The sequence below is a fragment of the Melaminivora alkalimesophila genome, assembly GCF_000282995.1.
GTDB classification, from domain to species: domain Bacteria; phylum Pseudomonadota; class Gammaproteobacteria; order Burkholderiales; family Burkholderiaceae_C; genus Melaminivora; species Melaminivora alkalimesophila.
The window spans coordinates 1-215 of the sequence record NZ_ALEE01000185.1 but is presented as its reverse complement, the minus strand read 5'-3'; the positions used below and the strand labels follow the sequence as shown (position 1 = coordinate 215).

Genomic DNA, 215 nt, shown 5'->3' with positions numbered 1-215 from the left:
CTGCCGACGGCGAGGGCGACGGCGACGGCGAGGCGGCAGTCGATGCGGAGCGGCAGGAACCCATCCGGGAGGCTCTGCTGCCGGAGCCGGAGTCTGCGGAGGAAGAGACGCCCGACGCGGGGCACGCTGCCCGCTCCCCCGACCACCCGCAGGTTTCCGTTCTGGAAGCGCCTGTCCAGGAAGCCGACCTGCCGCCGGTTGCCGCGGCGGCGCCC

Annotated in this window: 1 protein-coding gene; it reads left to right on the top strand. The window is 75.3% G+C overall.

Translation table 11 applies throughout. The features are described 5' to 3' along the window. Positions 1–215, top strand: a 215-nt coding sequence (locus tag A612_RS17660) for a hypothetical protein (protein WP_040435778.1), incomplete at both ends; no start/stop codon positions are given.